The following is a 26,320-nucleotide window of genomic DNA, read 5'->3' as shown; positions in this document are numbered from 1 at the left end:
GGGGCGTCGGTGGGTGTCTCGGCCGGAACGAGAACGGGGCCCAAGGGCCCCGTGTCACTGTCGCCGGCCGCAGCGTCAGGCTGCGGTGGCCGGTGCGCCGTCGGTGTTGACCGCGCCACCACCGCTGGCCGGGCCCGAACCGCCGGTGCGCGGGTTGGGTGTCCAGTCCTTGGGCGGGCGCGGCGGCTTGCCGTCCATGATGTCGTCGATCTGGTCGGCGTCGATGGTTTCCCATTCGAGCAGCGCCTTGGCCATCGCGTGCATCTTGTCCTGGTTGTCCTCGATGTGCTTGCGGGCGATGGTGTACTGCTCGTCGATGATGCGGCGGATCACCGAATCGACCTTGCGCATCGTCTCTTCCGACATGCTGGTCGTCTTGGTGACCGACCGGCCCAGGAACACCTCGCCCTCGTTCTCGGCATAGACCATCGGACCCAGCTCGTCGGTCATGCCGTAGCGGGTGACCATGTCGCGGGCGATGGCGGTGGCGCGCTCGAAGTCATTGCTGGCGCCGGTGGTCATCTGGTGCATGAACACTTCTTCCGCGATCCGGCCGCCGAACAGCACCGAGATGGTGGAGAGCATGCGCTCTTTGTCCATGCTGTAGCGGTCACCCTCGGGCAGCTGCATCGTCACGCCCAGCGCACGGCCGCGCGGAATGACGGTGACCTTGTGCACCGGATCGGTCTTGGGCATCAGGCGCGCCACCAAGGCATGGCCAGCCTCGTGGTAGGCGGTGTTGCGGCGCTCTTCCTCGGGCATCACCATGGACTTCCGCTCGGGGCCCATCATGATCTTGTCCTTGGCCTTCTCGAAGTCGACCATCTCCACCACGCGCCCGCTGCGGCGCGCGGCGAACAATGCCGCTTCGTTGACCAGATTGGCCAGATCGGCACCCGAGAAGCCCGGGGTGCCGCGCGCCAGGATGTCGGCACGGATGTCCTGGCCGATCGGCACCTTGCGCATATGCACATTCAGGATCTGCTCGCGGCCACGCACATCGGGCAGCGTCACATACACCTGGCGGTCGAAGCGGCCGGGGCGCAGCAGGGCCGGGTCCAGGATGTCGGGCCGGTTGGTGGCCGCCATCACGATCACGCCGAGGTTGGTCTCGAAGCCGTCCATCTCGACCAGCATCTGGTTCAGCGTCTGCTCGCGTTCGTCGTTGCCGCCGCCCAGGCCGGCACCGCGGTGGCGGCCCACTGCGTCGATCTCGTCGACGAAGATGATGCAGGGCGCGCTCTTCTTGGCCTGTTCGAACATGTCGCGCACACGGGCCGCACCCACGCCGACGAACATTTCGACGAAGTCGGAGCCCGAGATGCTGAAAAACGGCACCTTGGCTTCACCGGCGATGGCCTTGGCCAGCAGGGTCTTGCCGGTTCCGGGCGGGCCCACCAGCAGCACGCCGCGCGGGATGCGCCCGCCCAGCTTCTGGAACTTCTGCGGGTCCTTCAGGAAGTCGACCAGTTCCTTCACTTCCTCCTTGGCCTCGTCGCAACCGGCGACGTCGGCAAAGGTGGTGGAGTTGTTGGCCTCGTCCAGCATGCGGGCCTTGCTCTTGCCGAAGCTGAAGGCACCGCCCTTGCCGCCGCCCTGCATCTGGCGCATGAAGTACACCCACACGCCGATCAGCAGCAGCATCGGGCCCCAGCTAACGAGCAGGCTCATCAGCAGCGAGGGCTCTTCACGCGGCTTGACGTCGAATTTGATGTTGTTGTTGCGCAGATCACCCACCAGACCGCGGTCGAGGTAGGTGGCGGTGGCACGGATGCGCTTGTCATCGGTGGTCAGCGCGATGATTTCGGTGCCGCCCTGGCCTTCCTGCAACACCACCGACTTGATGCGGCGCGCCGCCACTTCGTCCAGGAACTCGGAATAGCCGATCACCTGACCCGAAGACACCCCGCGGTCGAACTGCTTGAACACGGTGAACAGCACGAGTGCGATCACCAGCCAGACAGCGACCTTCGAGAACCATTGATTGTTCACCGCGGCTCCTTCAGCCAATCATTCTGCAAATCAAGAAACGGGATGCGCCCGCAGCGCCTGCGAACCCACCCGGCTTGACAACAGATGGGGCTGATTCTAGTCCAGTCAAGCCCCGGGCCCAGGGGCCCGACACCTGCCGAGAACAGGGTGAATTCGGGACGAATTTGGGGCGATCCCACCGGTTCCTGCGCTGGGTCAAGTGGCCTTGAGACCCATGCCGACCAGGAAGGTTTCCGCCGATTTGTCGCGGGAGGCCTTGGGCTTGATCGGCTTGACCACCCGGAACTGCTGCTTGAACAGCTGCACCAGCTGGTCGTAGCCGCTGCCGTGGAAGACCTTGGCCACCATCGCACCACCGGGCTTGAGATGCCCGCGGGCGAAATCCAGGCCCAGCTCCACCAGGTGCTCGATGCGCGCCGCATCGGCCGACTCGATGCCCGACAGGTTGGGCGCCATGTCCGACACCACCAGATCAACCGGCCGGCCGGCCACCGCCGCGTGCAGCTGGTCGGCCACCGCCTGCTCGCGGAAATCGCCCTGGATGAACAACACGCCCTCGATCGGCTCCATCGGCAGGATGTCCAGCGCAATGATGGTGCCCAGCAGCTCGCCCACCGCCGCACCGCCGGTGCCGGCGGTCTTCGGTGCGAAGCGGCGCCGCAGGTACTGGCTCCAGGCACCGGGCGCCGACCCGAGATCGACCACGATTTGCCCGGGCTTGACCAGCCCCAGCGTCTCGTCGATCTCCTTGAGCTTGTAGGCGGCGCGGGCACGGTAACCCTCCCGCTGGGCCAGTTTGACGTACGGGTCGTTGACGTGCTGGTTGACCCACGCCTTGTTGATCTTCTTGCTCTTGGAGTCGATTTTCATGACGAGGAGATAATAGAGCGATGCCTGCCATTCATCTGACGCCCGCCCAACGCAAAGAAAAACGCGGTGACGCCCACCACCTGGACCCGGTCGTGCTCATCGGCGACCAGGGTCTGACCGACGCCGTCGTGCGCGAAGCCGACCTGGCGCTGAAGGCCCACGGCCTGATCAAGGTGCGCATGTTCTCCGACAGCCGCCCCGACCGCGAAGCCGCGCTGGCCAGCCTGGCCGACCGGCTGAACGCCGCGCCGGTGCAGCACATCGGCAAGCTGCTGGTGCTGTGGCGCCCGATCCCCGAGAAGCCCAAGGCCGAGGTGCGTGACGACCGCGGCGCCGGCCCGCGGGTGGTGAAGATCCTCAAGTTCAGCAAGAGTGGCAGCCAGCGCGCGCAGATCAAGAAGATCACCGTGTTCGGCAACCAGCGTGTCACCGCTGGCGGCGAAATCAAGCGGGTGCAGAAGCGGGTGACCAGCGTCAAGAAGAAGGCCGCTGACTGAAATCAGCGGCGGGCGCCAGCTGCCCGCCAGGCCAGCGCCAGGATGCACAGCAGCTTGGCGACGAAGAACCCCACGCTGATGAAATGCAGCTGCCCGAAGCTGAGTGCGCCCTGCCCTGCGCGTGCGGCGGCCATCAGCGGCTGCAGCGCAAAGTAGCCCGCCACGGTGCAGAACACCGTGCCCAGCAGCAGCAGGATCTCGGTGCTCAACACCGACCCCTGACCCGTCGCGGCTGCCGCCCGGGCACGGGACCGTTCGATCGCCAACAGCAACACGGCCAGCACCACGCTGGTCCAGGCCTCGCGCTGGAACAGCCAGCCCACCACCTGCCCGGCCACCGGCCGCTCCAGCAGCGCAAACGCCGCCGGCGCCGCGATGGCGGCGATGCACAACAACATGCCCGCCCACAGGCCGGGCAGCAGGCGGCGCAGGCGTTCCAGCAGCACCTCGGTCAGATGTAGCGGACTTCGACGATCTCGTAGCGCTTCACGCCACCGGGCGCCTGCACCTCGGCCACGTCGCCGGCTTCCTTGCCGATCATCGACCGGGCAATGGGCGAACTGATCGAGATCAGACCCTGCTTCAGGTCGGCCTCGTCGTCGCCGACGATCTGGTAGGTGACTTCCTGGCCGGAGGATTCTTCCTCCAGGTCAACGGTGGCACCGAACACCACCCGGCCGCCGGCGTCCAGCGCGGCGGGATCGATGACCTGGGCAGCAGCCATCTTGCCCTCGATCTCGAGGATGCGGCCTTCGATGAAGCCCTGCTTGTCCTTGGCCGCCTCGTACTCGGCGTTCTCCGACAGGTCACCCTGGGCACGCGCCTCGGCGATCGCCTGGATCACGGCGTGGCGCTCCACGGTCTTGAGCCGGTGCAGCTCTTCCTTGAGCTTCTCGGCACCGCGCTTGGTGAGGGGGATGGTGGCCATGCGGGCCTCCTGCAGACGATGACAGCGGACAAAACAAATCCGCCGCGCTGGACGCCGGCCAGGGCCGGGTGCCAATGCGGCGGAACGGGAGGGCGCGAGTTTAGTGCAACTCGGCGTGCAGTTCCTGCAGGCTCTTCACCGTCAGGCCCTGCTGGTGCTTCAGCGCCTCGGTGGCCGCCTCGCAGCCGGCCATGGTGGTGTAGTAGGTGACGCGGTTGGCCAGCGCCGCCGTGCGGATGTGGCGCGAATCGGCGATGGCGGTGCGGGTCTCGTCCACGGTGGAGAAGACCAGCTGGATCTCGCCGGCCTTGACCATGTCGACGATGTTCGGCCGGCCGTCCTTGACCTTGTTGACCACCTTCACCGGCACGCCGGCCGCGACGATGGCCGCCGCCGTGCCCTTGGTGGCCACCACCGCAAAGCCCAGCGCCACCAGATCCCGCGCCACGGCCACGGCGCGGTCCTTGTCGCCGTTCTTCACCGTGATCACCACCGTGCCCTTGGTGGGCAGGCGCGAGCCGGCGCCGAGCTGGCTCTTGAGCATGGCCTCGCCGAAGGTGGTGCCCACGCCCATCACCTCGCCGGTCGAGCGCATCTCGGGGCCGAGGATCGGGTCCACGCCCGGGAACTTGTTGAACGGGAACACCGCTTCCTTGACGCTGAAGTACGGCGGAATCACCTCGCGCGGCGGCTTGCCGTCGCGGCTGGTCTGGTCGGCCAGCTTCTGGCCCGCCATGCAGCGCGCGGCGATCTTGGCCAGCTGCTGGCCGGTGGCCTTGCTGACGTAGGGCACGGTGCGCGAGGCGCGCGGGTTGACTTCCAGCACGTACACCGTGGCGTCGTCGCCATCGCCCGCCACGCTGCCCTGGATGGCGAATTGCACGTTCATCAGGCCCACCACCTTCAGCGCCAGCGCCATCTGGGTGGTCTGGCGGCGCAGCTCGTCCTGCAGCTTCTTCGGCAGGGTGTAGGGTGGCAGCGAACAGGCCGAGTCGCCCGAGTGCACACCCGCCTGCTCGATGTGCTCCATGATGCCGCCGATCATCACGGCCGTGCCGTCGCTGATGCAGTCGACATCGACCTCGATGGCGTCGTCCAGGAAGCGGTCAAGCAGCACGGGTGACTTCTCGCTGACGCGCACCGCCTCGCGCATGTAGCGCTGCAGGTCCTTGTCGCCGTGCACGATCTCCATCGCGCGGCCGCCCAGCACGTAGCTGGGGCGCACCACCAGCGGATAGCCGATCTCCTGCGCCAGCTGCAGCGCGGCTTCTTCGGTGCGCGCCGTACGGTTGGGCGGCTGCTTCAGGCCCAGGGTGTGCAGCAGCTTCTGGAAGCGCTCGCGGTCCTCGGCGATGTCGATGGAATCGGGGCTGGTGCCGATGATCGGCACGCCGTTGGCCTCCAGGTCAAGCGCCAGCTTCAGCGGCGTCTGGCCGCCGTACTGCACGATCACGCCCAACGGCTGCTCCTTGGCCACGATCTCCAGCACGTCCTCCAGCGTCACCGGCTCGAAGTAGAGGCGGTCGCTGGTGTCGTAGTCGGTGGACACCGTCTCCGGGTTGCAGTTGACCATGATGGTCTCGTAGCCGTCATCGCGCATGGCGAGTGCGGCATGCACGCAGCAGTAGTCGAACTCGATGCCCTGGCCGATGCGGTTGGGACCACCGCCGAGCACCATGATCTTCTTGCGGTTGGTGGGCTCGGCCTCGCACTCGCCGTCCACCGTCTCGTAGCAGCTGTAGAGGTAGGCGGTCTGGGTGGCGAACTCGGCCGCGCAGGTGTCCACCCGCTTGTAGACCGGGCGCACGCCCAGCGCATGGCGGGCGCGGCGCACGTCATGCTGGTTGCTGTTCAGCAGCTTGCCCAGGCGCTTGTCGGAGAAGCCCTTCTGCTTGGCCCAGCGCAGCTCGGCGGCGCTCAGGCTGGCCAGGGTGCGGGCCTGCAGCTGCGTCTCGGTGGCCACCAGGTCCTCGATCTGGGCCAGGAACCACGGGTCGATGGCCGTCTCTTCGAAGATCTCGTCCAGCGACAGCCCGATGCGGAAGGCATCGGCCACGTACAGGATGCGCTCGGGGCCGGCTTCGCCGATCTCCTCGATGATCTCGTCGCGGTCGGTGCTGCGCTCGGTCAGGCCGTCGATGCCGGTCTCCAGACCACGCAGGGCCTTCTGGAAGCTCTCCTGGAAGGTCCGGCCCATGGCCATCACCTCGCCCACGCTCTTCATTTGCGTGGTCAGGTGCGGGTCGGCGGCCGGGAACTTCTCGAAGGCGAAACGCGGGATCTTGGTGACGACGTAGTCGATGCTGGGCTCGAAGCTGGCTGGCGTGGCACCGCCGGTGATGTCGTTGCGCAGCTCGTCCAGCGTGTAGCCCACCGCCAGCTTGGCGGCGATCTTGGCGATCGGAAAACCGGTGGCCTTGGAGGCCAGTGCCGACGAACGCGACACCCGCGGATTCATCTCGATGACGACCATGCGGCCGTCCTTCGGGTTGATCGAGAACTGCACATTGCTGCCGCCGGTGTCCACGCCGATCTCGCGCAGGATGGCGATGCTGGCGTTGCGCAGCAGCTGGTATTCCTTGTCGGTCAGCGTCTGGGCCGGGGCCACGGTGATGCTGTCACCGGTGTGGATGCCCATCGGATCGAGGTTCTCGATGGCGCAGACGATGATGCAGTTGTCGGCGCGGTCGCGCACCACCTCCATCTCGTACTCTTTCCAGCCGATCAGGCTCTCCTCGATCAGCAGTTCGTTCGTCGGCGACAGGTCGATGCCGCGCTTGCAGATGGTCTCGAACTCTTCCGGGTTGTAGGCGATGCCGCCGCCGGTGCCACCCAGCGTGAAGCTGGGGCGGATGACCATCGGGAAGCCGGTGCCGCCGATTTCCGCCGTGATGCGCTTCTGCACCGCCCAGGCCTCTTCCAGGCTGTGGGCGATGCCGCTGCGTGCCGAGCCCAGGCCGATGCTGGTCATCGCGTCCTTGAACTTCAGGCGGTCTTCGGCCTTCTCGATGGCGTGCTCGTTGGCGCCGATCATCTCCACGCCCCACTTGGCCAGCACGCCGTGCTTGTGCAGGTCGAGTGCGCAGTTCAGCGCCGTCTGGCCGCCCATGGTGGGCAGCACCGCCATCTTGTCGTCGGGCCGGGCCTGGCGCTCCTTGGCGATGATCTTCTCGACCACCTGCCAGGTGATGGGCTCGATGTAGGTCACGTCCGCCGTGTCGGGGTCGGTCATGATCGTGGCCGGGTTGCTGTTGACCAGGATGACGCGGTAGCCCTCCTGGCGCAGCGCCTTGCAGGCCTGGGCGCCCGAGTAGTCGAACTCGCAGGCCTGGCCGATGATGATCGGCCCGGCGCCGATAATCAGGATGCTTTTCAGATCGGTGCGCTTAGGCATTCTTCTTCTCCGCCTTCACTTCGGACATGAGCGTCGTGAAGCGGTCAAACAGGTAGGCGATGTCGTGCGGGCCGGGCGATGCTTCCGGGTGGCCCTGGAAGCAGAACGCGGGCTTGTCGGTGCGGGCCAGGCCCTGCAGCGTGTTGTCGAACAGGCTGATGTGGGTGGGGCGCAGGTTGGGCGGCAGGCTGGTCTCGTCGACCGCGAAGCCGTGGTTCTGGCTGGTGATCGATACCCTGCCGGAGTCGAGATCCTTCACCGGATGGTTGGCGCCGTGGTGGCCGAACTTCATCTTGAAGGTCTTGGCGCCCGAGGCCAGCGCCATGATCTGGTGGCCCAGGCAGATGCCGAAGGTGGGAATGCCGGTGTCGATCAGCGTGCGGGCGGCGGTGATGGCGTAGTCGCAGGGTTCCGGGTCACCCGGGCCATTGCTCAGGAAGATGCCGTCGGGGCGCAGCGCCAGCACCTCGGCAGCCGGCGTCTGGGCCGGCACCACGGTGACGCGGCAGCCGCGGCTGGCCAGCATGCGCAGGATGTTGCGCTTGACGCCGAAGTCGTAGGCCACGACGTGGAAGCGGGCGTCCGACAAGGTGCCGTGGCCGCTGCCCAGCGCCCATTCGGTCTCGGACCAGGCGTAGGGTTGGTTCACCGACACCACCTGAGCCAGGTCCTGCCCGGCCATGCTGGGCGCGCCCTGGGCGCGGGTGATGGCGGCGTCGATGTCGGCCTGGGTGATGCTGTGACCGGCTGCGAAGCTGGTGATGCAGCCGTTCTGCGCGCCCTTGGTGCGCAGAACCCGGGTCAGCCGTCGGGTGTCGATGCCGGCGATGGCCACCGTGCCTTCACGCTGCAGGTAGGCGTCCAGCGTGCTGGTGGCGCGGAAGTTGGACATGCGCACCGGCAGGTCCTTGATGATCAGGCCGGCGGCATGGATCTTCGTGGCTTCGACGTCTTCCTCGTTGACACCGTAGCTGCCGATGTGCGGATACGTCAGGGTGACGATCTGCCGGCAGTAGCTGGGGTCGGTGAGGATTTCCTGGTAACCGGTGAGGGCGGTGTTGAACACCACCTCGCCCACGGTGAACCCGGCGGCGCCGATGGAGATGCCCTGGAAGACCGTGCCGTCTGCAAGGGCGAGAAGTGCGGGGGGCAGAACAGGCAGCAAGAGAATTGGCTCCGGAAGTCGCGCACGCCCAGCTCCGCTCGCATGGAGCCGCACCGACGTGGTGTCGGCAAGGCCCTGGGCAGGAAGTCCGGAGGGAAACTTCGCAGGAGTTTCGCTAGGCTGCGGTGGTGGCGGGTAAACCTCGGAATTATAGCCTGTTCGGGTTTGCCCCGATCGGATCCAGGTTCAGCCGAGTGCAGCGATCCCGGCGCGGGCGATCTGCGCGTCTTCGCTGCTCTTCACGCCGCTGACGCCCACCGCGCCCACGCACTGGCCGTCCACCAGGATCGGCACCCCGCCTTCGAGCATGCCTTCCAGGGTGGGCGCGCTCAGGAAACTGGTGCGGCCCTGGTTGATCATGTCCTCGTAGACCTTGCTATCGCGCCGGCCCAGCGCCGCGGTGCGGGCCTTGGCCGGGCCGATGTGGGCCGACAGCGGCGCGGCGCCGTCCAGACGCTGCAGCCACAGCAGGTGGCCGCCGTCGTCGACGATGGCGATGGTCACCGCCCAGCCATTGGCCTGGGCCTCGGCTTCGGCGGCCTGGGCGATGGCGCGCACGTCGGACAGGGTCAACACGGATTTGGTCTGCATGGGAAGCTCCGAAAATGGAAATCCGGCAGTGTGCCCCAGCGCGTCCGGGTGATTGGCACCCGCCCAGTGCGGACACATCTGCGGAACTTAGAATGCGTCCGCGGATCAGAGCCGCATCCCTGACAACCTTTTGGAGGTCTCCACATGAACGAACAACGCCTGCAAACCCTGCCCGGCTTCGGCTCGGCGGGCAAGCTGGCCGCTGATCGCAACCGCGTCCTGCGCAACACCTACTGGTTGCTGGCGCTGTCGATGGTGCCCACCGTGCTGGGCGCCTGGGTGGGCGTGTCCACCGGCATCACCGCCGCGTTGGGCAACGGCCTGTCGGCCATCATCTTCCTGGCCGGCGCCTTCGGTTTCATGTTCGCCATCGAAAAGACCAAGAACTCGGCCGCCGGCGTGCCCGTGCTGCTGGCTTTCACGTTCTTCATGGGCCTGATGCTGGCACGCATGCTGGCCGTGGTGCTGGGCTTCAAGAACGGCACATCGCTGGTGATGACCGCCTTTGCCGGCACCGGCGTGGTGTTCATCGGCATGGCCACCCTGGCCACGGTGATCAAGCGTGACCTGACGGGCATGGGCAAGTTCCTGTTCGTCGGTGCGCTGATCCTGCTGGCTGCAGGCATCGTCAACATCTTCATGCAGAGCACGGCCCTGATGATGACGTTGTCGGTGCTGGCCATCGTGATCTTCTCCGGCTTCATCCTGTTCGACATCAAGCGGGTGATCGACGGCGGCGAGACCAACTACATCAGCGCCACGCTGTCGATCTACCTGAGCATCTACAACGTGTTCCAGAGCCTGCTGGCCATCCTGGGCATCGCTGGCGGCGAACGCGAATAAGCAGTCACCGCCCACAGGAAAGGCTCCCTCGGGAGCCTTTTTTCATGGCCGGTGCGGCTGGGTCACGCCCGCTCGAACACCGCCATGCTCTCCACATGCGCCGTGTGCGGGAACATGTTCACCGCCCCCGCCGCCACGCAGCGGTAGCCGGCCTGGTGCACCAGCAGGCCAGCGTCACGCGCCAGCGTGGCCGGGTTGCAGCTGACATAGACGATCCGCTGCGGCGGCTGCCAGCCCTCCCGTGGTTCGGCATGCAGGTCGGCCAGCGCCTTGGCCAGCGCAAACGCGCCTTCGCGTGGCGGATCGACCAGCCACTTGTCGGCCGCACCCTGGGCCACCAGGTCGTCGGCGGTCAGCTCGAACAGGTTGCGGGCGGCGAACTGCGTCTTGGCAGACAGTCCGTTGCGCGCCGCGTTGTCGCGGGCACGCTGCACCAGCGTTTCACTGCCCTCGATGCCCAGCACCGCGCCGGCGCGGGTGGCCAGCGGCAGGGTGAAGTTGCCCAGGCCGCAGAACCAGTCGATCACCCGTTCGGCCGGGCCAGGATCGAGCAGGCGCACCGCCCGGCCGACCAGCACGCTGTTGATCGGGTGATTCACCTGGGTGAAGTCGGTCGGCTTGAACGGCATCGTGATGCCGTATTCCGGGAGCGCGTAGGCCAGTTCGGGGCCGACGGCGTCCAGCAGGTGCACCGTATCGGGGCCCTTGGGCTGCAGCCACCACTGCACGCCGTGGTCGGCGGCAAAGGTGCGCAGCCGATCGGCATCGGCGGCCGTCAGCGGCTCCAGGTGGCGCAGCACCAGGGCCGTGACCAGGCCGTCGGTGCGCTGGCCGATGGCCAGTTCGATCTGCGGCAGGCGGTCGCGCTGGTCCATGCTGCCGATCAGCGCCCGCAGCGGCATCAACATCGCGCTGACGTGGGGCGGCAGCACCGGGCAGACCTGCATGTCGGCCAGGTAGCGACTCTTGCGCTCATGGAAGCCGATCAGCACCGTGCCCTTCTTGGCCACATGCCGCACCGACAGCCGGGCGCGGTAGCGGTAGCCCCATGCCGGGCCGTGGATCGGGCGCAGCAACTGCGCGGGCTGCACCTTGGCCAGGTGCTGCAGGTTGTCCTCCAGCACCCGCTGCTTGACGGCCAGCTGCGCCGCCGCATCCAGGTGCTGCATCTTGCAGCCGCCGCAGGCGCCCGGGTGCAGGCCGAAGTGCGGGCAGCCGGGGCGCACCCGCTGCGAACTCTCGCGCCGCAGGGCCGTCATCTCGCCCTGCTCCCAGGCGTTCTTGCTGCGGCCCACCCGCACCTGCACCTGCTCGCCGGGCAATGCGCCCTCGATGAACACCACCTTGCCCTCGGCATTGCGGGCCACGCCCTGGGCGTCCAGGTCGAGCGATTCGACCTGCAGCCATTCACTGTTGGTTGTCATCCGCCGATTATCCGGGCATGAAAAAGGCCGCCCGCAGGCGGCCTGGTCATGGACGAGCCAGGATCACGGCTTGATGTAGTCGCCCACCACCTTCCAGCGGCCGTCGACGATCTGCGACACGCGCGACAGGTCGTTGCCCAGCCGCTTGGTGGCGGTGAAGGTGGTCTGCGGCGAGCCGAACATGTCGGGCTCGACCGTCAGCGTGTCCATGGCCTTGATGAAGCTCTCGGTCGTCAGGTTGGCACCGGCCTTCTGCGCTGCCTTGGCGAACAGGTCGACGATGGTGTAGCCGTAGACCGAGAAGACCGTCGGGTCCTCGTTGAACTTGGTCTTGTACTTGTTGGCCCAGAAGCGCATCGGCTGGGAGGCCTCGTCCAGGTACGGGTGCTGCGCCGTCATCGTGGCGTACAGGCCGTCCATCGGCTTGCCACCCAGCTTGTGGATCAGATCGGTGTAGCTGGCGCTGCTGCCCAGGAAGACCGGGTTGAAGCCGGTCTTGCGCGATTCACCGATGGTGCCGATGGTCTCGCGGATGATGGTGCCCAGGATCACCATGTCGCAGCCGCTGGCCTTCATGCGGGCCACCTGCGACGAGAAATCGGTGGCGCCGCGCTTGTAGCTGGTCTTCTCGGCCAGCTCCAGCCCCACGGTCTTGAGACCCGCCTCGGCGCCGCGCAGCACTTCCAGGCCGAACTCATCGTCCTGGTAGATCGTGCAGGGCTTCTTCACGCCCTTGTCCTTGGCCAGCTTGGGCGCGGCCAGGCGGATCTGGTCGAAGTAGGTGGCGGCGAACGAGTACTTCAGCTTGTGGAAGGGCTCGTACATCTCGCGCGCAGCGGTGATGGGCAGGAAGTTGATGACGTTCTTCTCGAACTGCACCGGCATGGCCGCGTTGTTGTGGGCGGTGCCGATGTGGCCGGCCATCAGGAAGATCCTGTCCTGGTTGACCAGCTTCTGCGCGGCCAGCACGGCGCGCTTGGGGTCGTAGCCGGCGTCTTCCACCAGCAGCTTGAGCTTGCGGCCAGCGATGCCACCCTGCTCGTTGATCTCGTCCACCCGCAGCTGCATGCCGTTGCGCGACTGCTTGCCGAAGGCCGCCACCGGGCCGGACAAGTCCTGGATGGTGCCGATGACGATCTCGGTCTTGCTGACGCCCTGGGTCTGTGCGTTCGCGGCACCGATGCCGACGGCGGCCAGCACGGCCAGGGTGAGGGATGCAATCTTCATGGGGCGTTGTCTCCGGTGCGCACGCCGGGTGGCGGCGCCTGCGCGCATGCTAGCGGCGCCCCGGCGCCCCAGGCATCAGGGAAACGCTGATCCGGTGGCGGGCCGCACGGCAGGCGCGGGGGTCAGCGCGCCGGCAGCAGCTTGGCCGGATCGACCGGCTTGCCCTGGCGCCGGATCTCGAAGTGCAGCTGCACCCGCTCGGCATCGCTGGAGCCCATCTCGGCGATCTTCTGGCCCCGCCGCACCGCCTGGTCTTCCTTGACCAGCAGGGTCTGGTTGTGGGCGTAGGCGGTCAGGTAGGTGTTGTTGTGCTTGACGATGACCAGGTTGCCGTAACCGCGCAACCCCGATCCAGCGTAGACCACGCGGCCATCGGCGGCGGCCAGCACCGGATCACCCGCCTTGCCGGCGATGGCCAGGCCCTTCTGCTTGCCTTCCTCGAAGCCGGCCAGCACCGAGCCGGCGGACGGCCAGGCCCAGGCGGGCTCGTCGTCGTTGGCCGGTGCGGCAGCCGGCGCCACCACTGCGGCCGGTGCCGGGGCAGCGGTGGAGGCGGCGGCGGCGGGCTTGGCATCCAGCGGCTTGCTCTCGACCTTGGCTGGCGCCACGGCCTGGCTCGCCAGGGCGGTGGCGTCGGCCTGCGGCGGTACCACCCGCAGCACCTGGCCCACCTCGATCAGGTTGGGGTTCTCGATGCTGTTCCAGCGCACGATGTCGCGCCAGTTCTGGCCCTGCTCCAGGCCGATGCGGATCATCGTGTCGCCGGGCTTGACGGTGTAGTAGCCGGGCTTGCCGGCGTTCTCGGCACCGGGCAGCACCTTCACGGCATCGGCCGGAGCAGCCAGCGGCGGCGTGCTGGCCACCGGCGCCGGCAGCGGCTTGGCGGCCTGGCGGGTGGGCTGGCGCTCCTCGACCGGCGCCTTGTTCTGCGTGCCGGCACACCCAGCCAGCCACACCAGCCCGCAGAGCAACAACAGATTCGGCAGGCGGGCGGTGGAATGCATGTTGGCGGGCGGGGCCGGTGGCCCGATCAAACGGTGCCTGATTTTAGGGGGACGAAGTGCACCGCCTCGTGCTCGGTGCGCACCAGGCCGCTCTCGCGCCGGTCGACCACCACCAGCACCTGGCCGCGGCCGCCGCTGCGGTGCATCGGCGCCACCAGACGGCCGCCCACGGCCAGCTGGTCCAGCCAGGCGGCCGGCAGCTCGTCGCCGCCGGCGGCGGCGATCAGGCTGTCGTAGGGTGCGTTCGGCGGATGGCCCAGCATGCCGTCGGCGAACACCAGGCGCACCTGGTCCAGCTCGCGGCGGGGCAGCCAGGCCGACAGGTTGGTCTGGGCCTTGTCGAACAGCGGGCGCAGCCGCTCGATCGACACCACCCGGCGGGCCAGCTGGGCCAGCAGCGCGGTCTGGTAGCCGCAGCCGGTGCCCACCTCCAGCGCGCGGCCCAGGTGGCCGGCATCGCGCGCGCTGCGGCCCTCGAACAGCAGCTCGATCATGCGGGCCACCACCGACGGCTTGGAGATCGTCTGGCCATGGCCGATCGGCAGGCTGGTGTCCTCGTAGGCCTGGATGGCCAGCGCGGTGTCGACGAAATGGTGGCGCGGCACCTGCTCCATCGCGGCAAACACCGGCTCGCAGCGGATGCCCTCGGCGCGCAGGCGCTGCACCATGCGCTGGCGCACCAGGGCCGAATCCAGCCCCAGACCCTGCGGCGCAGGGCGGGCGCGGGCGTCCTTGGCAGCTTCATGCAGGTGGCGCTGCGGGCGCAGCGGCTCGCGCGGCTTGGGCGCACTGGCACTGCGGCCGACCTGGTCCAGCGCCAGCGGAAAACGCGGCGGCCTGGCGCCGCCGCTGCCAGCCGTCATGCGCCGCCCCCGAGCCGGGTGCGCCAGTGGCCCAGCCGGGCATGGTCGGTCAGGTCGACCTGCAGCGGCGTGATCGAGACGCAGCCGCTGGCGGTGGCGTGGAAATCGGTGCCGGCGCCGGCCTCCCGGGCGTCACCGGCCGGGCCGATCCAGTAGATCGGCTCGCCGCGCGGGTTGGTCTGGCGGATCACCGGCTCGCTGGCATGGCGGCGGCCCAGCCGGGTGACCTGCTGCGGCAGCGCATCGGCATCGGCGCGGTTGGGGATGTTCACGTTCAGCAGGAAGGGCTCGGCCGGCAGGCCGTCGGCCAGGATCTGCTGCACCAGGCGGCGCACCACCCGGCCGGCGGCGTCCAGATGGGCCCAGCCCTTCTCGGTCTGCGAGAAGGCGATGGCCGGCACGCCGAACAGGTAACCCTCCATCGCAGCGGCCACGGTCCCGGAGTAGAGCGTGTCGTCGCCCATGTTGGCGCCCTGGTTGATGCCCGAGAGCACCAGATCGGGCCGGTAGCCCAGCAGGCCGGTCATCGCCACGTGCACGCAGTCGGATGGCGTGCCGTTGATGAAGCGCACCCCAGGCTGGCCGGGCCCGGCGCTGAAGACCTGCAGCGGCCGGTTCAATGTCAGCGCGTTGGAGGTGCCGCTGGCGTTCTGCTCGGGTGCGATCACCTCGATGTCGCCCAGGCCCTGCACCGCCTGCACCAGCGCGGCCAGGCCCGGGGCCAGGTAGCCGTCGTCGTTGGCGATCAGGATCTTCATGGGTTGGCGATTGTAGGCACCCGTCACCCGGGCGACGGGGGCGATGCAGCCGCCGTGCCTAACATCCAACACCCTTGCCGACAGCCCAAAAAAGGAATTCCCATGCACGCCTGGATCTGCCACAACCCCACCGGCACCGACGCCCTGCAATGGGAGGAAGTGCCCACCCCCGAGCCCGGCGCCGGCCAGGCCCGCGTGGCAGTGAAGGCGTCGAGCCTGAACTTCCCCGACATCCTGATCTGCCAGAACAAGTACCAGTTCAAGCCCACGCCGCCCTTCGTGCCGGGCAGCGAATACGCCGGCGTGGTGGAAGCGGTGGGCGACGGCGTGGCCAACGTCAAGCCCGGTGACCGGGTGATGGTGATCGGCGGCACCGGCGGCTTCGGCACCCACGCGGTGGTGCCGGCCGAAAAACTGGTGCCCATGCCCGCGGGCATGAGTTTCGAGCACGGCGCGGCGTTCCTGATGACCTACGGCACCACCCAGCATGCCTTGCTGGACCGCGGCCAGCTGAAGGCCGGCGAGACGGTGCTGGTGCTCGGCGCGGCCGGCGGCGTGGGCACCGCAGCGGTGCAGATCGCCAAGGCGGCCGGCGCCCGGGTGATCGCCGCCGCCTCCACCGACGCCAAGTGCGCGCTGTGCAAGGAGATCGGCGCCGACGCCACCATCAACTACAGCACCGAGAACATCCGCGACGCGCTGAAGGCACTGACCGGCGGCAAGGGCCCCGACGTGGTCTACGACCCGGTGGGCGGCGACCTGGCCGAGCCGGTGTTCCGCTCCATCGCCTGGCGCGGCCGCTACCTGGTGGTGGGCTTCGCCGGCGGCGGCATCCCGGCGCTGCCGCTGAACCTGAGCCTGCTCAAGGGCGCGGCCATCGTCGGCGTGTTCTGGGGCGACTTCGTGCGCCGCGAGCCGCAGGCCTTCCAGCGCGACCTGCAGCAGCTGGCGCAGTGGTATGCCGAAGGCAAGGTCACCCCGGTGATGGACAAGACCATGCCGCTGGCGGACCTGCATGCCGCCTATGCCCGCATGGGCGCGCGCCAGGTGGTGGGCAAGCTGGTGCTGCTGCAACCGTAACAAACGTCGTCAGCGTGCGCCTGGCCTGCATGCCAGGGATGAGAACGGCCACCGTCCGGCCATTCTTCTGCGCTAGCATGCGCAGCGGGAGAACCAGCCATGGCCGTGAAGGTCCTCATCCTCGAAGACAACCCGGTTGCACGCAGTTTCCTGTGCCGGGTGGTGCGTGAAAGCTTCAGCGACACCATCGCCATCACCGAAGCCGGTGACCTGGAGAGCGCGCGTGCACAGATCAGCCTGACCGGTGGTGCCAGCGGGCTGCATGGCGTCGATCCGTTCAAGCTGATCCTGGTCGACCTGGAACTGCCCGACGGCAACGGCATGGAGCTGCTGTCCGAGCTGACCCAGTACCCGGCCACCAAGATCGTCACCACGCTGTACTCGGACGACGACCACCTGTTCCCGGCACTGCAGTGCGGCGCCGACGGCTACCTGCTGAAGGAAGACCGCTTCGAGGTGCTGGTGGAGGAATTGCAGAAGATCGTGCGCGGCCAGCCGCCGCTGTCGCCGGCCATCGCCCGCCGGTTGCTGACGCATTTCCGCTCCGGCGGCCGGGCCGACCGCGCCGCGCCCGATTCGGGCTTCAGCACCTCGCCCGACCTGCTCAGCACCACCAGCGCGCCGGTGCCCATCGGCAAGGTGCCCGACCACGAGCGCCTCACCCCGCGCGAGAGCGAGGTGCTCACCTACCTGAGCAAGGGCTTCACGATCAAGGAGATCGCCAGCCTGATGGGCATCAAGTGGTTCACCGTCAACGACCACATCAAGTCCATCTACAAGAAGCTCAACGTGTCCAGCCGGGCAGAAGCGGCGGTGCTGGCCACCAAGCAGGGCCTGGTGTGAGCGCCGGCTGAGCGATGGCCGTGGTCGCGCCGCTGCCGACCACCGGCCCGGACGCCGGGCCGCCCCCGGATTCCGAATGGGTGGACACTGCTGTCGGCGGCGGCCGGCGCACGCGCCCCCATCCGCCTGCCGACCGCGTGCGCCGGCTGCTGTGGCTGGGCTTGCTGGGCGCCGCGGTGGTGGCGCTGTGGCTGCGGATGCTGGCCTCGGAACCCCACTTGCCGCTGCACCTGCATGACGCGGGCGGCGGCCGCCTGACGCTGCTGGCCGGCAGCGATGCCGCAACGCTGCCGGCCGCTGGCCAGCGGCTGCAGGCCCTGGTGCTGCCCGATGGCCGCCGCCTGGCGGCCAGCCCCGCGCTGCTGCCCCACTCTCCACGCTGGGTGGCCGACGACGCCGCGCGCCAGGACCTGTTGGCCCTGCGCAGCTGGCTGGGCCAGGCGCTGCGCCAGCCGCAGGTGCTGGCGCAGTTCGACGGCGGCCTGCAACTGGCGGTGGCGCCGCGCCCGCGTGGCCTGGGTGGCCTGGGCGCGCTGTGCTGGGCCGTGTGTGCGCTGGCGCTGGCGCTGTACCTGGCGGCCGCGGTGGCGCTGCTGGCCCAGCCGGGCCGCGCCGCCCAGTTGTACATGGGGCTGGCCGTGGCGCAGTGCCTGAACCTGCTGCTGATCGCCGCTGGCAGCCTGCCCGGCCTGGGCGTGCCGGCGGGGCTGGAACAGGCTGACCTGGCCTGGCGTCTGACGCTGGATCTGGTGACCGCCGCCGGGCTGGTGCATGTGCTGCTGCTGTACCCGCGTCGACACCCCTGGTCCCGCCCGCTGGCGCCGCTGGCCTGGGCGGTGGCGCTGTCGACCCTGGTGTGGCTGCTGGTTGGCCAGCAGGCCGGTCTGTGGTGGTGGGCCCAGGGCGTGCTGCTGTTGGCCGGCCTGGCCGCCGCGCTGGTGTTGCGGCGCCGGCGCGGGCAGCCGCGCCACCCGCTGGCCCGGCTGCTGCAGCGCCTGGTGCTGGCCGCCACGGCCACGCTGCTGCTGTCGAGCCTGGCCCTGGCGCTGGCCGGCGACGAGAGCCGCATCCCAGGCCCGCTGGCGGCCCTGGGCGCACTGGCCTGGACGGTGTTCCTGGCGTCGCTGCTGATGCTGGGGCCGTTTCTCTCGCGCTCGCGCCAGGTGCTGCGCGAATTTGCGCTGCTGGCCGGCGTCAGCACGGTGGCGGCCTCGCTGACGCTGCTGTTCCTGGCGATCTTCGGCCTGCATCCGTTGGCCGCCCTGGGTCTGGCCCTGGTGGTGTCGCTGGGCGTGTACCTGGCGGCCCGGCCCTGGGTGCTGCAGCAGTTGGCCGGGCCCGGGCCGCGCAATGCCGAGCGCATGTTCGACAGCGTCTACCGCGCCGCGCGGGCGCTGGAGCAATCCCCGGACGAGGCCGTGCAGCAACTGGGCACGCTGCTGCGCGAGGTGTTCGATCCGCTGGAGGTGGCGCGCAGCCAACGCAGCGCCTCGCGGGTGCGGGTGGCAGCCGATGGCACGACCCTGGTGGTGCCGGTGCCGCAGTTGCCGGGCCAGCCCAGCGGCGCGCTGGTGCTGCGCCATGCCCAGCAGGGCCGGCGACTGTTCACCCAGGCCGATGGCCTGCTGTGCGAGCGTTTGCTGGAACAGCTGGGCCGCGCCGTCGCCTACGACCGCGCCGTCGAGCATGGCCGCGCCGAGGAACGCGCCCGCATCGCGCAAGACCTGCACGACGACATCGGCGCCCGGCTGCTGACGCTGATGTACAAGGCGCCGAATGAAGAGATCGAGGAGTACATCCGCCACACGCTGCAGGACCTGAAGACGCTGACCCGCGGCCTGGCGGCCGGCAACCAGCGGCTGTCGCATGCGGCGGCCGAGTGGAAGGCCGACATCACCCAGCGCCTGAACGCCGCCGGCTGCAGCCTGCACTGGAGCTTCTCGGCCGACCGCGACATCACCCTCACGGCGGTGCAGTGGTCGGGCCTGACACGGGTGCTGCGCGAGCTGGTCAACAACATCATCACCCACGCCCAGGCCAGCCAGGTGGAGATCAGCGTGCACTTCGACCGGGGCCGCCTGGCGCTGCAGGTCAGCGACGACGGCATCGGCCAGCAGCCGGCGGCCTGGGCCCATGGCCTGGGCCTGGGCGGCGTGCGCAAGCGGGTGAAGCTGCTGGGCGGCCAGGTGGGGTGGGAGGTGCGCACGCCGCAGGGCATCCGCTGCAGCGTGCAGGCGCCGCTCAGCCCGGGCAGCGGCGAGCCCCCGCCCCGCTGAGCCGTGCCGGCCGGTCGGCTGGCCATGTCATGCGTGTGACTGTGGCCGCGGTGGTGCAGCGGGCATCGTGCATCCCACCACCACAGCGCGCGCAGACCGCCGCACCAGGAGACCGCCATGACAGCCGACACCGATTTCAGTGGCCAGCGCGTGCTGGTCGTGGGCGGCTCCAGCGGCATCGGCAATGGCGTGGCCCATGCCTTCCGCCAGCGCGGTGCCGAGGTGCATGTGTGGGGCACCCGGGCCAGCGCGGCCGACTATGCCGGCGAGGAAGGCTCCGACCTGACCGGCCTGCACTACGCCAGCGTCGACGTGGGCGACCCCGAGCAGATCGAGCGTGCGCCGCAGCCTGGCGGCGACGGCGCCACGCTGGACGTGCTGGTGCTGTGCCAGGGCACGGTGGTCTACAAGCGCGGCGAGTTCGAACGCGCCGGCTGGGACCGGGTGATGGCCGTCAACCTCGACAGCCTGATGCACTGCTGCCGCCGCTTCAAGCCGGCGCTGCTGCCCACGGCGGGGCGTGAAGGTGGCAAGGTGATCATCGTCAGCTCGATCGCGGGGCTGGGCGGCTCGAACGTGGGCAACCCGGCCTATGCCGCGTCCAAGGCCGGCGCGATGAGCCTGGCGCGCACCCTGGGCGTGGCCTGGGCACCCGAGGGCATCCGCGTCAACGGCATGGCGCCGGGGCTGGTCGACACCAAGCTGACCAAGATCACCACACAGAACCCCAAACGGCTGGAAGGCGCCCTGGCCAGCATCCCGATGCACCGCCTGGGCACGCCGGCGGACATGGCCGGCGCGGTGCTGTTCCTGGCCTCGCCGCTGGCCGCCTACATGGCCGGCCAGACGCTGAACTGCGACGGCGGCCTGTCGCTGGCCCGCTGACCTGGGAGACCACGATGAACTTCGACCATTCCGACAAGGTGAAGACGCTGCTGGCCCAGCTGGAAGCGTTCATGGACCGCCACATCTACCCGGCCGAGCGCGCGCATGACGACTGGGTGGACGACCCCGCACACCTGTGGCAGCACTGGCCAGGGCTGGATGCGCTGAAGGCCGAGGCCCGCGCCCAGGGGCTGTGGAACCTGTTCCTGCCGCATGAGTACGGTGCGATCAGCCCCGGCCTGACCAACCTGGAATACGCGCCGCTGGCCGAGCTCATGGGCCGTGTGCCCTGGTCGGCCGAGGTGTTCAACTGCGCGGCGCCCGACACTGGCAACATGGAGGTGCTGGCCCGCTACGGCAGCGCCGAGCAGCAGGCGCAGTGGCTGCAGCCGCTGCTGGCCGGGGCCATCCGCTCGGCCTATGTGATGACCGAGCCGCAGGTGGCCTCGTCGGACGCCACCAACGTGGCGCTGCGCATCGACGACGACGGCGACCACCTGGTGCTGAACGGCCGCAAGTGGTGGATCAGCGGCGTGATGGACCCGCGCTGCACGCTGCTGCTGGTGATGGGCCGCCACCAGCAAGAGGCCAGCCGCCACCAGCAGCACAGCACGGTGATCGTGCCGCGCGACACGCCAGGCCTGGCCATCGTGCGCAACCAGAAGGTGTTCGGCCGCTACAACTCGCCCGGCGGCGAGGCGGAGCTGCGCTTCGACAACGTGCGCGTCCCCAAATCCAACCTGATCCTGGGCCCGGGCCGCGGTTTCGAGATCGCCCAGGGCCGGCTGGGGCCGGGCCGCATCCACCACTGCATGCGCAGCATCGGCCAGGCGCAGCGGGCGCTGGAGACCATGTGCCGCCGGGTGGACAGCCGCACCGCCTTCGGCCGCAAGCTGGCCGAGCAGGGCAGCATCCGGCAGGACGTGGCGCGCAGCTTCTGCGAGATCGAGCAGGCCCGGCTGCTGACGCTGAAGGCCGCCGACATGATGGACAAGCACGGCAACAAGGTGGCCAAGGACCTGATCGCCGCGATCAAGGTGGTGGCCCCGTCGATGGCGCAGACGGTGATCGACCGCGCCATCCAGGCCCATGGCGGCATGGGCGTGAGCGACGACACCGAACTGGCCTACTTCTGGTCGATCAACCGCTTCGTGCGCATTGCCGACGGGCCCGACGAGGTGCACATGGCCCAGCTGGGCCGGCAGAAGATCGCCGAGCTGGCCGCGCTGCCGGCCAGGGGACGCTCGCCGGCCGATGCCTCGGGCGTGGCGCCGGCGCATCCGGCCGGCACGGCAGGGGCCACGGTCACCCGGCCGGCAGGCGCCTGCTGACGCCACGCCAGGCAACACCGACAACCGCCCCGGGGCCGGCCTGCAAACAGCAACGGCCCCGAAGGGCCGTTGTGCGTTCAATGTCTGGGGTGGCTGATGGGACTCGAACCCACGACGACCAGAATCACAATCTGGGACTCTACCAACTGAGCTACAGCCACCGTCGAGCCCGAGAGTATAGCGCGGCGCGCTGTGGTCAGGGCTTGGGCGCGGAGGCGGCCGCCGCGGCAGCCACCGGATCCACCTGCTTGCTGACCTTGTAGCGGGTGCTCAGCGCCCGGTAGTAGGCCTCCGCCTCGGCACGGGCCCAGGCCTGGGCGTACTGGCCCTTCAGTGCGGTGTTCTCCTCGGGCTGGATGTCACGCGGCATCAGCTTGTCGATGCGCGCCACCAGGTAGCCCTCGCCCGGCAGGGCGACACCCACCACCGCGGGCAGCTTGGTCGCATCGGCGGCCAGCACCGCTTCCAGCGCAGTGCGCGACAGGTCGCCCGGCTGCGCGCGCGAGACCACCGCCGGGCCGGTCAGGCTGCCCGCAGTTGCTGCATTTGCCGGGTCGGCCTTCAGCTGCGCCAGGCGGGCCTCGCCGTCCTTGCGGGCCAGGGCTTCGGCCTGGCTGGCCACCAGGCGCTGGCGCACCTGGTCGCGCACCTCGGCCAGCGGCAGGGTGCGGGCCGGCTGGTGCTGCAGCACACGGGCCGAGGTCAGCTGGTTGGGGCCGGTCTCGACCGCGTCGGTGTTGCGCTTGTTCTTGATGGCGTCGTTGCCGAAGACGGCATCCAGCAGCTTGGCCGACACCAGCGGGCCGCTGGCACCGGGCAGCGGCTGGCGGCGCACGGTGGCCGTCTTCTTCTCGAGCTTGAGCTTGTCGATCACCGGCTGCAGGCTGTCGGCCTGCTCGTAGACGGTGTTGGTGAACTGCTCGGCCGCCTCGGCCCACTTCTGGGTGGCGCCCTGCTGGCGCACTTCTTCCTCGATGGCCGCCCGCACCGCCTCGAACGGCTTCTTCTCGCCGCCGCGCACCGCTTCCAGCTGGATGATGTGGTAGCCGAAGTCGGACTCGACGACGTTGCTGATCTCGCCCGGCTTCATCGCGAAGGCGGCATCCTCGAAGGGCTTGACCATCGCGCCACGGCCGAAGAAGTCGAGGTCGCCGCCGTTGGGCGCCGAGCCCGGGTCGTCGGAATTCTTCTTGGCCAGTTCGGCAAAGCCCGCCGGGTTCTTGCGCGCCTCGGCCAGCAGGCCATCGGCCTTGGCCTTGGCCTTCTGCTTGACGTCGGCCGGTGCGTCCTTGGCCGCCTGCACCAGGATGTGCCGGGCGCGGCGCTCTTCGGCCGCGGTGTAGCGGCTGGCGTTCTCGGTGTAGTACTTGCGCAGGTCTTCCTCGGGCACGGCCACGGTCTTCTTCAGCACCGCCAGGTCGAGCACCACGTACTCGATGCTGGCCTGCTCGGGTGCGCGGAAGCTGGCTTCGTTCTGCTTGTAGTAGGCCTCGATGTCGGCATCGGTGGGTGCCACCTTGGCCAGGTAGTCGGGCGCATTGAACCGGGTGAAGCGGATCTCGCGGCGCTGCAGCAGCGCGTCCAGCGCCTGGTTCACCGGTGCGGCTGCGGCCAGCACCGAGCCGGTGATGCCGCCCTGCACCTGTTGCAGCGTCAGGTCCTGGCGCAGGCGCTGCTCGAAGGCAGCCACGCTCATGCCCTGGGCGGAGATCAGGTCCTTGTTGATGCTGTTGTCGGCGTTGCGCAGCATCGCGAACTGCGGGTCGGTGACAAACAGGCGCTGCAGCCGCTCGTTGCTCACGGCGATGTGCAGCTTGTCGCTGGCCACGGCCAGCACCCGCTCGCGCACCAGGGCGTCCAGCGTCTGCGCGCGGGCCTCGGGCGAATCGAGCAGCTTGGGGTCGATCTCGGGCCGCTGCTGGCGCACACGCTGCGCCTGCTCCTGGTGCGAGGCATCCCACTCGGCCTGGGTGATCTTCTGCCCGTTCACATGGGCCACCGCGGCATTGGCGCCTTCGGTCATGCCCGAATAGCCCTGGATGCCGAAGACCACGAACGACGGCAGGATCAGGATCAGGATCAGGCCGAGGAACAGCCGGTTGTGCTTGCGGACGAAATCAAACATGGTGACAGCCTCGGGAGGGCACTGACAACGCCATGGCACGCCTTGCGGCAGCCGCGTGGCCGGATGATGCGGTGGTGGGTGCTGAGGGGTTCGAACCCCCGACCTACGCCTTGTAAGGGCGCCGCTCTACCAACTGAGCTAAGCACCCGCAACCCGGCATTGTCAGGCATCCGGGCGCCGCGCTTGGGCGGTGCCCCTGCCAGGCCGTCAGTTCAGTGCGTCTTTCAGGCCCTTGCCGGGTCGGAACTTCGGCACCTTGGCGGCCTTGATCTTGATCGCCGCGCCGGTGCGCGGGTTGCGGCCCGAGCGGGCGGCACGCTTGGTCACGGCGAAGGTGCCGAAGCCCACGATGGACACGCTGCCGTTCTTCTTGAGGGTGGACTTGACGCCGCCGATCATCGCCTCCAGCGCCCGCGTGGCGGCGGCTTTGGAAATGTCCGCCTGCGTGGCGATGTGGTCGATCAGCTCGGCTTTGTTCACGAAATCACTCCCTCTCGGTGCTGTCTCTTTGGTGCGCTTCGAGCCGGCCGGCTGGTGTTGCGGCGGGTGCTCGGGCACTTGTCGGGACACTGTATGGGCGGGCGCAGGATCAAGGATGGGCTGCGGTTCATTACAGCGGCCACCCCTGGCGGTGTCAAGCGCGCGCCGGGCAGTTTAGGTGGATTCACACCCCCCCAGCCCAGGGCTCGAAGGCATGGCAATCCCGGGGATGACAGACGGCGTGAAATCCTTTGCAGCCGCAGCTGCCATCAGCGCGATGGAGGCCGCAACACCAGCCCGACGCCGACGGCGCACAGCGCCATGCCGGCCCAGCCGGAGGCGGCCATGCGCTCGCCGAACAGCCACCAGGCCAGCAGCGCGGTGCAGGGGGGCACCAGGTACAGCAGGCTGGTGACGCGGGTGGCCGCGCCGCGCTGGATCAGCACCATCAGCAGCGAACTGCCGCCCAGCGTGAGCACCAGCACCGACCAGGCCAGCGCCACCAGCAGATCGGGATGCCAGACCAGCGTGCCCGGCTCCAGCCAGGCCAGCGGCGCCGACACCGCCAGCGCCGCGGCGATCTGCACGAAGTTGCCGGTGCGCACATCGGCTGGCAACACATGTTGCTTCTGGTAGAGGGTGCCGGTGGTGATGGACACCAGCGCCAGCAGCGCCAGCGCCAGGTTGGCCGGCGTCACCTCGCCCAGGTTGAGCTTGGGCCAGACCACGGTGACCAGCCCCGCCAGGCCCAGCAGCAGGCCGGCCCACTGCGTGGCGGTGACGGCCGGCTGCCCGGCCACCGCCACCCGGCTGACCCACAACGCGGTGAACAGCGGCTGCAGCCCGACGATCAGCGCCGTGGTGCCCGCCGGCATGCCCAGCTTCACGGCAGCCCACACGCCGCCCAGGTAGCCGGCATGCATCAGCACGCCGCTGACCGCCAGGTGGCCCCACTGCGCCCGGCCCTGCGGCCAGGGCGCCCGGGCCAGCGCGATCCACACGGCAAAGGCCAGCAGCGAGGCGGCATAGCGCCAGCTGAGGAAGGTGAGCGGCGGCGCATGCGGCATGGCCAGCCGGGCGACGACGAAGCCGGTGCTCCAGATCGCCACGAAGACCCAGGGCATCGCGGCCAGCCAGGCCAGCTGGCGGCCGCTGGCGGCGGCGCTCATCGGGCCTTGGCGCGGATCTCGGGCAAGGCGCGTTGCAGGTAGTACACCATCGACCAGATCGTCAGCACGCAGGCCACCAGGATCAGCACCGTGCCCCAGATGCGGGTGTCGATGACGCCGAACAGCGCGCCGTCGTAGAGCAGGAACGGGATGGCCGTCATCTGCGTGGCCGTCTTCAGCTTGCCCAGCATGTGCACCGCCACGCTGCGCGAGGCGCCGATTTGCGCCATCCATTCCCGCAGCGACGAGATCGCGATCTCGCGGCCGATGATGACCAGGGCCACCAGCACATGCACCCGGCTCAGGTCGACCAGCACCAGCAGGGCCGCACAGACCAGGAACTTGTCGGCCACCGGATCGAGGAAGGCGCCGAAGGCCGAGGTCTGGTTCAGCTTGCGCGCCAGCCAGCCGTCGAGCCAGTCGGTCAGCGCGAAGACCACGAACATCACCGACGCCACCAGGTTGCGGGTGGCGGCGTCCAGCGGCAGGTAGAACACACCGACGAGCAGCGGGATGGCGACGATGCGCGCCCAGGTCAGCAGTGTCGGCAGCGTGAGGAACATGGGGCCATTGTG

23 protein-coding genes and 2 tRNA genes are annotated in these 26,320 nt (G+C 69.0%); 7 read left to right on the top strand and 18 right to left on the bottom strand.

The features are described from left to right. Positions 1-75 precede the first annotated feature (75 nt). Together ftsH and FFT10_RS12245 are read right to left on the bottom strand one after the other, a co-directional pair. A complete protein-coding gene (ftsH, locus tag FFT10_RS12250) occupies positions 76-1,992 on the bottom strand; it encodes an ATP-dependent zinc metalloprotease FtsH (RefSeq protein WP_137733104.1) in 1,917 nt (638 codons plus the stop codon). A gap of 195 nt (positions 1,993-2,187) precedes the next feature. After that, positions 2,188-2,862 carry an RlmE family RNA methyltransferase gene (locus FFT10_RS12245; protein ID WP_137733103.1) on the bottom strand — a complete coding sequence of 225 codons (675 nt, stop codon included), beginning with the start codon at positions 2,860-2,862 and terminating at the stop codon, positions 2,188-2,190. A gap of 20 nt (positions 2,863-2,882) precedes the next feature. On the opposite strand from FFT10_RS12245, the gene FFT10_RS12240 reads away from it, so the two are divergent. Beyond that, on the top strand, positions 2,883-3,359 hold the full coding sequence (locus FFT10_RS12240; protein ID WP_137733102.1) for a YhbY family RNA-binding protein: 477 nt from the start codon (positions 2,883-2,885) through the stop codon (positions 3,357-3,359). 2 nt (positions 3,360-3,361) lie between these two features. Here the strand turns inward: FFT10_RS12240 and FFT10_RS12235 are convergent, their stop codons facing one another. From FFT10_RS12235 to FFT10_RS12215, 5 genes are all read right to left on the bottom strand, one after another. Further along, entirely contained in the window at positions 3,362-3,805 is a 444-nt protein-coding gene (locus FFT10_RS12235) for a DUF4149 domain-containing protein (protein ID WP_228027083.1), read from the bottom strand. 5 nt (positions 3,806-3,810) lie between these two features. Next, positions 3,811-4,287, bottom strand: coding sequence for a transcription elongation factor GreA (greA, locus tag FFT10_RS12230; protein ID WP_137733101.1), 477 nt, complete (start codon positions 4,285-4,287; stop codon positions 3,811-3,813). Positions 4,288-4,387: 100 nt separating this feature from the next. Continuing rightward, complete coding sequence (gene carB, locus FFT10_RS12225) at positions 4,388-7,681, bottom strand: carbamoyl-phosphate synthase large subunit (RefSeq protein WP_137733100.1); 3,294 nt, start codon at positions 7,679-7,681, stop codon at positions 4,388-4,390. Then, complete coding sequence (gene carA / locus FFT10_RS12220; RefSeq protein WP_137733099.1) at positions 7,674-8,846, bottom strand: glutamine-hydrolyzing carbamoyl-phosphate synthase small subunit; 1,173 nt, start codon at positions 8,844-8,846, stop codon at positions 7,674-7,676. The genes carB and carA overlap by 8 nt, the downstream gene beginning before the upstream one ends. A 186-nt stretch (positions 8,847-9,032) precedes the next feature. Next, positions 9,033-9,437, bottom strand: coding sequence for a GlcG/HbpS family heme-binding protein (locus tag FFT10_RS12215; protein ID WP_137733098.1), 405 nt, complete (start codon positions 9,435-9,437; stop codon positions 9,033-9,035). Positions 9,438-9,581: 144 nt separating this feature from the next. On the opposite strand from FFT10_RS12215, the gene FFT10_RS12210 reads away from it, so the two are divergent. Then, positions 9,582-10,280 (top strand): Bax inhibitor-1/YccA family protein, encoded by a 699-nt coding sequence (locus FFT10_RS12210; protein WP_137733097.1) that lies wholly within the window; start codon positions 9,582-9,584, stop codon positions 10,278-10,280. 62 nt (positions 10,281-10,342) lie between these two features. Here the strand turns inward: FFT10_RS12210 and rlmD are convergent, their stop codons facing one another. The 5 genes from rlmD to surE form a co-directional block, all read right to left on the bottom strand. Next, positions 10,343-11,704, bottom strand: coding sequence for a 23S rRNA (uracil(1939)-C(5))-methyltransferase RlmD (gene rlmD / locus FFT10_RS12205; RefSeq protein WP_137733096.1), 1,362 nt, complete (start codon positions 11,702-11,704; stop codon positions 10,343-10,345). Between the two features lie 63 nt (positions 11,705-11,767). Continuing rightward, positions 11,768-12,931, bottom strand: coding sequence for an ABC transporter substrate-binding protein (locus tag FFT10_RS12200; RefSeq protein WP_137733095.1), 1,164 nt, complete (start codon positions 12,929-12,931; stop codon positions 11,768-11,770). 122 nt (positions 12,932-13,053) lie between these two features. Continuing rightward, entirely contained in the window at positions 13,054-13,935 is an 882-nt protein-coding gene (locus FFT10_RS12195; RefSeq protein WP_137733094.1) for a peptidoglycan DD-metalloendopeptidase family protein, read from the bottom strand. Positions 13,936-13,961: 26 nt separating this feature from the next. Then, the gene (locus FFT10_RS12190) at positions 13,962-14,798 is read right to left on the bottom strand and encodes a protein-L-isoaspartate(D-aspartate) O-methyltransferase (protein ID WP_137733093.1); all 837 of its coding nucleotides are present in this window, start codon (positions 14,796-14,798) and stop codon (positions 13,962-13,964) included. Next, positions 14,795-15,556: a 5'/3'-nucleotidase SurE gene (surE, locus tag FFT10_RS12185; RefSeq protein ID WP_137733092.1), complete on the bottom strand. Its 762-nt coding sequence runs from the start codon at positions 15,554-15,556 to the stop codon at positions 14,795-14,797. Before surE ends, FFT10_RS12190 begins: the two co-directional genes overlap by 4 nt. Before the next feature lie 102 nt (positions 15,557-15,658). Between surE and FFT10_RS12180 the strand changes: the two genes are divergently transcribed. The 5 genes from FFT10_RS12180 (at position 15,659) to FFT10_RS12160 (ending at position 21,971) form a co-directional block, all read left to right on the top strand. Further along, positions 15,659-16,636 carry an NADPH:quinone oxidoreductase family protein gene (locus FFT10_RS12180; protein WP_137733091.1) on the top strand — a complete coding sequence of 326 codons (978 nt, stop codon included), beginning with the start codon at positions 15,659-15,661 and terminating at the stop codon, positions 16,634-16,636. 99 nt (positions 16,637-16,735) lie between these two features. Further along, positions 16,736-17,479 carry a LuxR C-terminal-related transcriptional regulator gene (locus FFT10_RS12175; RefSeq protein ID WP_137733090.1) on the top strand — a complete coding sequence of 248 codons (744 nt, stop codon included), beginning with the start codon at positions 16,736-16,738 and terminating at the stop codon, positions 17,477-17,479. Positions 17,480-17,559: 80 nt separating this feature from the next. Beyond that, positions 17,560-19,755, top strand: a complete 2,196-nt coding sequence (locus tag FFT10_RS12170; RefSeq protein ID WP_162520781.1) for a sensor histidine kinase — start codon at positions 17,560-17,562, stop codon at positions 19,753-19,755. A 117-nt stretch (positions 19,756-19,872) separates the two neighbouring features. Then, on the top strand, positions 19,873-20,640 hold the full coding sequence (locus FFT10_RS12165; RefSeq protein ID WP_137733088.1) for an SDR family NAD(P)-dependent oxidoreductase: 768 nt from the start codon (positions 19,873-19,875) through the stop codon (positions 20,638-20,640). Positions 20,641-20,654: 14 nt separating this feature from the next. Continuing rightward, entirely contained in the window at positions 20,655-21,971 is a 1,317-nt protein-coding gene (locus FFT10_RS12160) for an acyl-CoA dehydrogenase family protein (protein ID WP_137733087.1), read from the top strand. Positions 21,972-22,056: 85 nt separating this feature from the next. Here the strand turns inward: FFT10_RS12160 and FFT10_RS12155 are convergent. From FFT10_RS12155 to pgsA, 6 genes are all read right to left on the bottom strand, one after another. Continuing rightward, positions 22,057-22,132 (bottom strand) — tRNA-His (locus tag FFT10_RS12155). Between the two features lie 35 nt (positions 22,133-22,167). Then, positions 22,168-24,096 carry a SurA N-terminal domain-containing protein gene (locus FFT10_RS12150; protein ID WP_137733086.1) on the bottom strand — a complete coding sequence of 643 codons (1,929 nt, stop codon included), beginning with the start codon at positions 24,094-24,096 and terminating at the stop codon, positions 22,168-22,170. A 72-nt stretch (positions 24,097-24,168) separates the two neighbouring features. Further along, positions 24,169-24,244, bottom strand: a tRNA-Val gene (locus FFT10_RS12145). 59 nt (positions 24,245-24,303) lie between these two features. Next, the gene (locus FFT10_RS12140) at positions 24,304-24,576 is read right to left on the bottom strand and encodes an HU family DNA-binding protein (RefSeq protein ID WP_137733085.1); all 273 of its coding nucleotides are present in this window, start codon (positions 24,574-24,576) and stop codon (positions 24,304-24,306) included. A 269-nt stretch (positions 24,577-24,845) separates the two neighbouring features. Further along, entirely contained in the window at positions 24,846-25,745 is a 900-nt protein-coding gene (locus tag FFT10_RS12135; protein WP_137733084.1) for a DMT family transporter, read from the bottom strand. Beyond that, on the bottom strand, positions 25,742-26,308 hold the full coding sequence (gene pgsA, locus FFT10_RS12130; protein WP_137733083.1) for a CDP-diacylglycerol--glycerol-3-phosphate 3-phosphatidyltransferase: 567 nt from the start codon (positions 26,306-26,308) through the stop codon (positions 25,742-25,744). The genes FFT10_RS12135 and pgsA overlap by 4 nt, the downstream gene beginning before the upstream one ends. Positions 26,309-26,320: the final 12 nt, after the last annotated feature.

Source organism: Pseudaquabacterium pictum (assembly GCF_005403045.1).
GTDB classification, from domain to species: domain Bacteria; phylum Pseudomonadota; class Gammaproteobacteria; order Burkholderiales; family Burkholderiaceae_C; genus Pseudaquabacterium; species Pseudaquabacterium pictum.
This window is presented reverse-complemented; position numbering and strand designations above follow the sequence as displayed.

Excerpts from the sequence above, each read along its gene's own strand:
- FFT10_RS12245 (WP_137733103.1), bottom strand. The coding sequence starts at position 2,862 with ATGAAAATCGACTCCAAGAGCAAGAAGATCAACAAGGCGTGGGTCAAC.
- FFT10_RS12240 (WP_137733102.1), top strand. The coding sequence starts at position 2,883 with ATGCCTGCCATTCATCTGACGCCCGCCCAACGCAAAGAAAAACGCGGT.
- greA (WP_137733101.1), bottom strand. The coding sequence starts at position 4,287 with ATGGCCACCATCCCCCTCACCAAGCGCGGTGCCGAGAAGCTCAAGGAA.
- carB (WP_137733100.1), bottom strand. The coding sequence starts at position 7,681 with ATGCCTAAGCGCACCGATCTGAAAAGCATCCTGATTATCGGCGCCGGG.
- FFT10_RS12215 (WP_137733098.1), bottom strand. The coding sequence starts at position 9,437 with ATGCAGACCAAATCCGTGTTGACCCTGTCCGACGTGCGCGCCATCGCC.
- FFT10_RS12210 (WP_137733097.1), top strand. The coding sequence starts at position 9,582 with ATGAACGAACAACGCCTGCAAACCCTGCCCGGCTTCGGCTCGGCGGGC.
- rlmD (WP_137733096.1), bottom strand. The coding sequence starts at position 11,704 with ATGACAACCAACAGTGAATGGCTGCAGGTCGAATCGCTCGACCTGGAC.
- FFT10_RS12200 (WP_137733095.1), bottom strand. The coding sequence starts at position 12,931 with ATGAAGATTGCATCCCTCACCCTGGCCGTGCTGGCCGCCGTCGGCATC.
- FFT10_RS12195 (WP_137733094.1), bottom strand. The coding sequence starts at position 13,935 with ATGCATTCCACCGCCCGCCTGCCGAATCTGTTGTTGCTCTGCGGGCTG.
- FFT10_RS12190 (WP_137733093.1), bottom strand. The coding sequence starts at position 14,798 with ATGACGGCTGGCAGCGGCGGCGCCAGGCCGCCGCGTTTTCCGCTGGCG.
- surE (WP_137733092.1), bottom strand. The coding sequence starts at position 15,556 with ATGAAGATCCTGATCGCCAACGACGACGGCTACCTGGCCCCGGGCCTG.
- FFT10_RS12180 (WP_137733091.1), top strand. The coding sequence starts at position 15,659 with ATGCACGCCTGGATCTGCCACAACCCCACCGGCACCGACGCCCTGCAA.
- FFT10_RS12175 (WP_137733090.1), top strand. The coding sequence starts at position 16,736 with ATGGCCGTGAAGGTCCTCATCCTCGAAGACAACCCGGTTGCACGCAGT.
- FFT10_RS12165 (WP_137733088.1), top strand. The coding sequence starts at position 19,873 with ATGACAGCCGACACCGATTTCAGTGGCCAGCGCGTGCTGGTCGTGGGC.
- FFT10_RS12160 (WP_137733087.1), top strand. The coding sequence starts at position 20,655 with ATGAACTTCGACCATTCCGACAAGGTGAAGACGCTGCTGGCCCAGCTG.
- FFT10_RS12150 (WP_137733086.1), bottom strand. The coding sequence starts at position 24,096 with ATGTTTGATTTCGTCCGCAAGCACAACCGGCTGTTCCTCGGCCTGATC.
- FFT10_RS12135 (WP_137733084.1), bottom strand. The coding sequence starts at position 25,745 with ATGAGCGCCGCCGCCAGCGGCCGCCAGCTGGCCTGGCTGGCCGCGATG.
- pgsA (WP_137733083.1), bottom strand. The coding sequence starts at position 26,308 with ATGTTCCTCACGCTGCCGACACTGCTGACCTGGGCGCGCATCGTCGCC.